The following is a 6,822-nucleotide window of genomic DNA, read 5'->3' as shown; positions in this document are numbered from 1 at the left end:
CGGCGCGACCTGGCCGCTGGGCTGGTGCCCGCCCGCCGGGGCCGCGCCAATGCCACGCCGCTCCTGGTGCGGCTGCCGGGGCTGTTCCTCCGGCTGGAGCGCGGCAGCATCGTCAGTTGATCGCTCGGCCTATTCGTCTTCGCCGTTCTGACCGGGTCCCTGGCCCAGGCGGTGGTGGACAGTTACGAGTCACAGCCGCAGCTGGCCGCGGTGCTGGGCCTGGACGACAGCTCCGACTTCCTCCGGGCGGCCCTGGCCGCGTTCCTGAAGTATTTCGCCATGGCCGTGGCCGTGTTCGCCGTGATCTCCATGGGCAGGCTCGGCAAGGAAGAAGCCGACGGCCGAACCGGGGCCGTGCTCGCCGCCTCGGTGGGGCGGGCGCACTGGGTCCTGAGCGCGCTGCTGGTCACCGCGCTGGCCTCGGCGCTGATGCTCGTTGTCTCCGGGTTGGGCCTGGCCCTGGGTGCGCTCTCGGTGGTCGGCGACAGTTCGGTGATCGCGGGATTCGCTCCCGCCGGGCTGGCCTTCCTGCCCTTGATCCTCTGTTTCGCCGGTGCCGGCGCCCTCGCCTACGGGCTGCGCAGCGGCACCTGGTGGGTTTGGTTCCTGCTGATCGCTGCGCTGCTGGTGGGCATGTACGGGCCGGTGCTCAACCTGCCCGAGGCGGTGCTGGACGCCGAGCCGTTCGGACTGGTCCCGCGGGTACCGGCCGCGGACCTGGATCCGCTGCCACTGGCCTGGATGTCGGCGGTTGCCCTGCTGCTCACCGGCGGCGGGACGCTGGCCTTCCGGCGCCGTGACCTGGAGGCCTGACGGCGCTCGGAGGAGCGGCCGCGAATCCGCTGTGGCGCCGGAAAGGCCCCGCAGCCAGGTGTCGCGCGGCGCGGCAGCAAGCCGTTGTCACGCCGGCCAAGGGCGCAGCCGTGCTAAGGAGCTGCCGCGAACCCGGTGCGGCTATGCCCTGCCGTCCTGGTAGACGTCCGGAATGCCATCGTTGTCCGCGTCGACCTGTTCTTCGGCATGGATGCGCCGGTAATGCCGGTTGCGAGCGCGCAGCACCACCGCAGCCAGCAGTGCGGCCAGCAAGGACGCCGCGAGAATCGCCACCTTGGCGTGGTCATTGGCCGGCGTGCCGAGCCCGAAGCTGAGCTCGGCCACCAGCAGGGAGACGGTGAAGCCGATGCCGGCCAGCATGGAGATGCCCAACAGGTCGACCCACTTCATCGACTTGTCCAGCTCCGCCCGGGTCAGCTTGCTCATCAGCCACGTGGTGCCGACGATGCCGATCGGTTTGCCGAGCACCAGGCCGGCGATGACGCCGACCGCCACCGGATCGCCGAGGGCCGAGACGAACCCATCAACCCCACCCACTGCGACGCCGGCGGAGAAGAACGCGAAGACCGGGACCGCGAAGCCGGCGGAAACGGGCCGCACCCGGTGTTCGAAGATCTCGGCGAGCCCCGGACCCACTTCCGGTCCGCCGCTGGACTTGCTGCGCAATACCGGGACGGTGAAGCCGAGCACCACGCCCGCGATGGTGGCGTGGATGCCGGAGGCATGGACCAGGGCCCAGGCCACGATGCCGATGGGCAGCAGGACCGCCCACAACGCCACATGATGCTTCCCGAAGAACCTGCGGAACTTTTGGGCCAGGAAGGCGTAGAGGGCGATGGGTATCAGGGCGAGCAGCAGCGCCGGGACGTGAATCTCACTGGTGTAGACGAACGCAATGATGGCGATGGCGATGAGATCGTCCACCACGGCCAGCGTCAGCAGGAAAATCCGCAGCGCGCTGGGCAGGTGCGACCCGATGACGGCCAGGACCGCTACCGCGAAGGCGATGTCCGTCGCCGTCGGGATGGCCCAGCCGCGGATGGTTTCCGGGCTGCCCCAGTTGATGGCTGCGTAGATGACAGCGGGAACGATCACTCCGCCAACGGCGGCCGCGACCGGCACCATGGCCTGACGCGGGTTGCTGAGGTCCCCCGCGACGAACTCACGTTTGAGCTCCAGCCCGACCAGGAAGAAGAACACCGCCAACAGCCCGTCGGCGGCCCACGCCCCCAGGCTCAGCTCCAGGTGCCAGGGCTCGTAGCCGACGGTGAAGTCGCGCAGGGCGAAGTAGCTGTCTGCCGCGGGCGAGTTGGCCCAGATCAGGGCGACGACGGCGGCGGCCACAAGGAGGGCCCCGCCGACGGTTTCCTTCCGCAGGATCTCGCCGATTCGCAGCGCTTCGGCATAACTTCCGCGTCCCAACACCTTGGGTTTGGCGGATGATTCGGGGGTCTTGGCTGCCACAGCGGCTCCTCACGGGTCGACAATAGAATTTGCCGACCAGACTTCCCGGCGCACCGATTTTCCACCTTACCCGCGCATGCGGCGAGCACCAAAGCCGGGCGGCGAGCACCACAGCCGGACCGGCTAGCCCCCGGCCAGGACCATGGCCAGCAGCCCGACGACGGCGGAGAGCACGCCGACGGCGGTGAGGATCTTACCCAGCAGCAAGACAATCCGGCCCGGCCGCTCCGGTTCGGAGACCTGCCAGCGGTCCGGCCGCCGCGCGTCGTAGAAGACCAGCACGTCCGACCCGGCGGCCACATCGGAGCCCGTTCCGGTCGGGAAGACGCCCTCCAGGAAACCGTGCCGGGTGTCGAACCAGCGCACCCCGCGGCGCCGCCCGTCGTCGAACGCGACACCGTCGGCACGGTGCCACCGGGTCCCGGCCAGGCGGAGCACAGCGGCCACGAACAGCAACAGCAGTCCCGGAACCAGGGCAGCCCACGTCAGCACTTCGGACACCAGTCCGATCGACGCGGCAAGATCCGGCATGCACAGATCGTATGACACCTTGGGCATGCGGCGGGGAAAATGCTGCTGAACGTTGCACTGCCCGGAGCGCCAAGACAACGGGGCGGAGCCGGCAGGCGACGAACACGTGCCCCGGCAGACGGCAGGGCCCCTGCCAGGGTGGCCGTGCCACACCCTATTTTTTTGCCGGCCGGGCAGGTCCTGACGCAGCGGGAGGGCCAAACTGCATGTACCGTCAAAGGAGTGGCCTGCCGCGGTCGAACCGCTGCGGGCTTATCCGGTGGCGGCAGCGTCTGTAACGCCCGCCCATCCACGCCTACCATGGGTGACAGCAGCCCCTACTCGGGTTGGCGCCACTATGTTTCCGGAGGTTTTTTGTGACCAGCATGCCTGCAGTGCAGGACGCGTTTTACGCCGAGCCCGAACCCGACCGCGCGCCCGAGTCGAGGGTCGAGATCGCCTCGCCCGCCGCCGTCGTACGCCTCACGGAGCGCCCCGACGTGGTGATGGTCAAGGGCGGCTACGCGCTGGTCAACACCACCCTGACGCCGCACCAGGCCATGGTGGAGGACCTGCTGTTTGTCCGCAGGGCGCTGGACGGGGCGCAGATTCCCTACCTGCTGGTGCGCGGCAACGATGCCCGCCCGGTGGTGGCCGTGAACTGGGAGAAGCGCGACGAGCTGCGCGCGGCGCTGGTGGCCGCCTGCGCCGATGAGCCGTTCTACTCGCTGACCGTGGACGCGAACAAGAAAACGGCACGGCTGGTGGCTGACGGCGAGCTCGCCGAGGGCGACCAGGCACGCGCCTTCCGGCTGTACCGCCCGCGGATCGAGCCGACCGGCGGGCTGCGGTACGGCCAGGGCACGGGTGTGCAGGTGGAGCTGTGGCGCTGGGACAACGACCTGATCCACCTGCCGATCGAAAACTCGCTGACGCGCCGCACGCTGCCGGCCGCTGAGGCGGTGCGCGGCGAAGTGGAACGCTACGGGCACCGCTGGCCCACCATCGAGAACATGTTCGCCGACCACGCCACGGACATCGACTTCGAGATCGACATCGTCTTCTCCTGGGTGGACGGGAACAACCCGGAGTACCGCCGCTACCGGAACAGTTTCATGGAGCACGCCGTGGTGGGCGAGGGCGACGACGCCGAGGCGCGCTTCCGCCAGATCGACGAACTGCGGTACGCGCTGCGTTCGGTCTATATGTTCGCCCCCTGGGTCCGGCGCATCTTCATCTGCACGGATTCGCCGTTGCCGGCGTGGCTGGACGCGGAGCACCCGGACATCCGCGTGGTACGCAGCGAGCAGCATTTCCGCGACCCGTCCGTGCTGCCGGTGTTCAACTCGCAGGCGATCGAGGCGCAGCTGCAGCACATCGACGGACTGGGCGAGCACTTCCTGTACTCGAATGACGACATGTTCTTCGGCCGGCCGGTGGGTCCGGACATGTTCTTCTCCCCCGGCGGCATCACCAAGTTCGTGGAGGCAGACACCCGGATCGGGCTCGGCGACAACCACCTGGACCGGTCCGGTTTCGAGAATGCCGCCCGGGTGAACCGCAGGCTGCTGCACGACCGCTTCGGCAGGATCACCACCCGGCACCTGGAGCACTGTGCGGCGCCGCTGCGCAAATCCGTGTTGCTGGAGATGGAGGAAGAGTTCGCCGAGGAGTTCAAGACGACGGCGGCGAGCCGCTTCCGGGCCAAGGACAACATCTCGGTGACCAACTCGCTCTACCACTACTACGCGCTGCTGACCGGCCGCGCGGTGACCAATCCCGGCGCCAAGGTCGAGTACGTGGACACCACGATGTATGCGGGCCTGAAGCAGCTGGAAAAGCTGCTGCAGAAGCGAAACCGGGATTTCTTCTGCCTCAACGACGGCAGCTTCCCGGAGGTCCCGGCCGAGGAGCGCCAGCGGGTGGTCACGGACTTCCTGGCCCGCTACTTCCCGCTGCGTGCGCCGTGGGAGAAACCGCCGGCGGCGTAGTTTTCCGGTTGACGCAGCTTCCCGGGGCAGCGAAGTTTCCATGGCTAGCGTCGTTTCCCCGGTGGCGGGGTTTCCCCGGCTAGTGGTGTGCCGGCATCCGGCCCGGGCTCACGGCGTCGGGGATGACGACGGCGGCGGCCTCGAGCAGCTGCCGGGTCTGCTCCGCGGTGACCTGGCGGCCCACCGGCAGGCCGCCGCGCGCCGGAACCACCGAATGGACCACGGTCTCCTCGTAGACATGGATCATGTTGTAAGCCTGCGCGGCATCGCGGCCGCGAGTGCTGCCCGCGTCGGCGGCCAGATCCTGGGTGTAGCAGGTGGCGGAGGCGACGGACACCGGGATCCCGGCCACGGTGCCCGTGGTGGAATAGTGCAGGTGGCCGGCGATGATCGACTTCACGTCACTTCCGCGCAGCACCTCGGCCAGTTCGGCCTGGCCGCGCAGTTCCACCAGCACGGACAGGTCCTGCACGCTCGGCAGCGGCGGGTGGTGCATGGCCAGGATGGTCCCGTGCGGTGCGGGTTTGGCCAACTCATCGGCCAGCCACTGCAACTGCTCGTCCTCCAGCCGGCCGTAGTGTGCCCCCGGCACGGTTGAATCCAGGGTCATCACGCGCAGTCCGTTGACGTCGTATACCCGGTCCAGCGGCTCGGAGCCGCCGGGTTCGTCCAAGAGCATGGTCTTCAGCCCGGCACGGTCGTCGTGGTTGCCCATTGCCCAGATCACCTGGGCTCCCAGCCGGACGGCCGCCGGTTCCACGATCCGGCGGAGCCTGCCGTAGGCTTCCGGTTCGCCCTTGTCGGCCAGATCGCCGGTAAACACCAGGGCTTCGGGGCGGGATCCGGAGTCTTCCAGATCCTCGAAGATCTGCTCCAGCCTGGCTTCGCTGTCCACCGCCCCGTAGAGCCGGCCGTCGCCGCCCACTAAATGGGTGTCGCTGATGTGAAGTAAGAAATGGTTCGGCCGTGGATGCTCGGCCTGACGGAAGTCCATCATCTACCTTCTGTTGTTCGCCGGACGCCTGCTGTCCAGTCCACTACAAACCATCCAAACAGAAAAAAGCTGAACTGTGGATTAATTCGGCGCGGCAGTTACGTATATTGCGGCTAAGTTTTCTCCACGACGCCGAAATGGGCGGCGAACAGCGGGGCGAGCCCGCCGATCTGAATGGGGGTCATGGCCGCCCCGCGCAGGCCTTCCAGTCCGGCCAGTTCCCGGATGTCCAGGCCGCGCAGGTCGACGTGCGCCAGCTTCGCCCCGGTCAGGTCGAGCCTGCGGACCCGGCTGTCTTCAAAAGCCACCCGCCGCCCCGTCGCGCCGCCCAGATCGAGCTCGTCCACGATGCAGCCAACAAACCCGACGTCCTGAAGTTCGGCTCCGCGCAGGTTCACGTACCCCAGTTTGCAGTTGCGGAACTCCACCGACTCCCACTCGGATTCGTAGACCTCGGCCGACCCTAGGCGTGAGCCGTCGATCACCACCCGGCGGAAGCGCGAGCGTGGCGCACTGAACTCCGGTGCATTCAGCCGCTCGAATGTTACGTCCACGAAGCCGGCAGAACGCAGGTCCGCCCCGTCCGCGGAAACATCCAGGAATTCGCACTCCGTGAAGGAGGCACTTGCCAGCCGCCGGCCGTCCAGTTCCGCACCGGCAAAACGCTTCCCGGCCACGCGGGCCTCGGGAACCAACGCCGCTACCTGCCCGGCAGAGAGTTCCCCCATGTCCGGGGCGTCGAGGCGCGGCGTGAAGTCGTCGGGTTTAACCATCTACGGAGCATAGCCACAGTTCCGGCCATTAGCCGCCGTTCAATACGGTGATGGACACCAATTCGGGACGGTTCTCCCTGCTGTGTGCGAACAACCGGTGCGCATTCGCCCGGGACGGTGTTCCATGGGCAGCATGCATCTACTCGTCCTGGGCGGTACGGCCTGGTTGGGACAGGAAACCGCCGCCGCGGCGCTGCGCCGCGGCCACCGGGTCACCTGCCTGGCCCGTGGAACATCGGGCTCCGCTCCGGCCGGC

At 68.0% G+C, this 6,822-nt stretch carries 5 protein-coding genes and 1 pseudogene; 2 read left to right on the top strand and 4 right to left on the bottom strand.

The annotated features are described in order from the left end of the window. Positions 1 to 135 precede the first annotated feature (135 nt). Positions 136 to 813, top strand: a pseudogene (locus AC5RV2_RS12995) (efflux permease Rv1217c-related protein); the annotation flags it as partial. Positions 814 to 954: 141 nt separating this feature from the next. Here AC5RV2_RS12995 and nhaA read toward each other — a convergent pair. Further along, complete coding sequence (gene nhaA, locus AC5RV2_RS12990; RefSeq protein WP_494092669.1) at positions 955 to 2,298, bottom strand: Na+/H+ antiporter NhaA; 1,344 nt, start codon at positions 2,296 to 2,298, stop codon at positions 955 to 957. 123 nt (positions 2,299 to 2,421) lie between these two features. Continuing rightward, positions 2,422 to 2,829 (bottom strand): sortase, encoded by a 408-nt coding sequence (locus AC5RV2_RS12985; protein ID WP_494069558.1) that lies wholly within the window; start codon positions 2,827 to 2,829, stop codon positions 2,422 to 2,424. A 365-nt stretch (positions 2,830 to 3,194) separates the two neighbouring features. Between AC5RV2_RS12985 and AC5RV2_RS12980 the strand changes: the two genes are divergently transcribed. Continuing rightward, on the top strand, positions 3,195 to 4,799 hold the full coding sequence (locus AC5RV2_RS12980) for a stealth conserved region 3 domain-containing protein (protein WP_494092671.1): 1,605 nt from the start codon (positions 3,195 to 3,197) through the stop codon (positions 4,797 to 4,799). A gap of 79 nt (positions 4,800 to 4,878) precedes the next feature. On the opposite strand, the gene AC5RV2_RS12975 is transcribed toward AC5RV2_RS12980, so the two are convergent. Together AC5RV2_RS12975 and AC5RV2_RS12970 are read right to left on the bottom strand one after the other, a co-directional pair. Then, entirely contained in the window at positions 4,879 to 5,793 is a 915-nt protein-coding gene (locus AC5RV2_RS12975; RefSeq protein WP_494092670.1) for a phosphodiesterase, read from the bottom strand. 113 nt (positions 5,794 to 5,906) lie between these two features. Then, positions 5,907 to 6,566: a pentapeptide repeat-containing protein gene (locus AC5RV2_RS12970; RefSeq protein WP_494092668.1), complete on the bottom strand. Its 660-nt coding sequence runs from the start codon at positions 6,564 to 6,566 to the stop codon at positions 5,907 to 5,909. Between the last annotated feature and the right edge of the window lie 256 nt (positions 6,567 to 6,822).

It is taken from the genome of Arthrobacter sp. Y3225116 (assembly GCF_059091245.1).
This window is presented reverse-complemented; position numbering and strand designations above follow the sequence as displayed.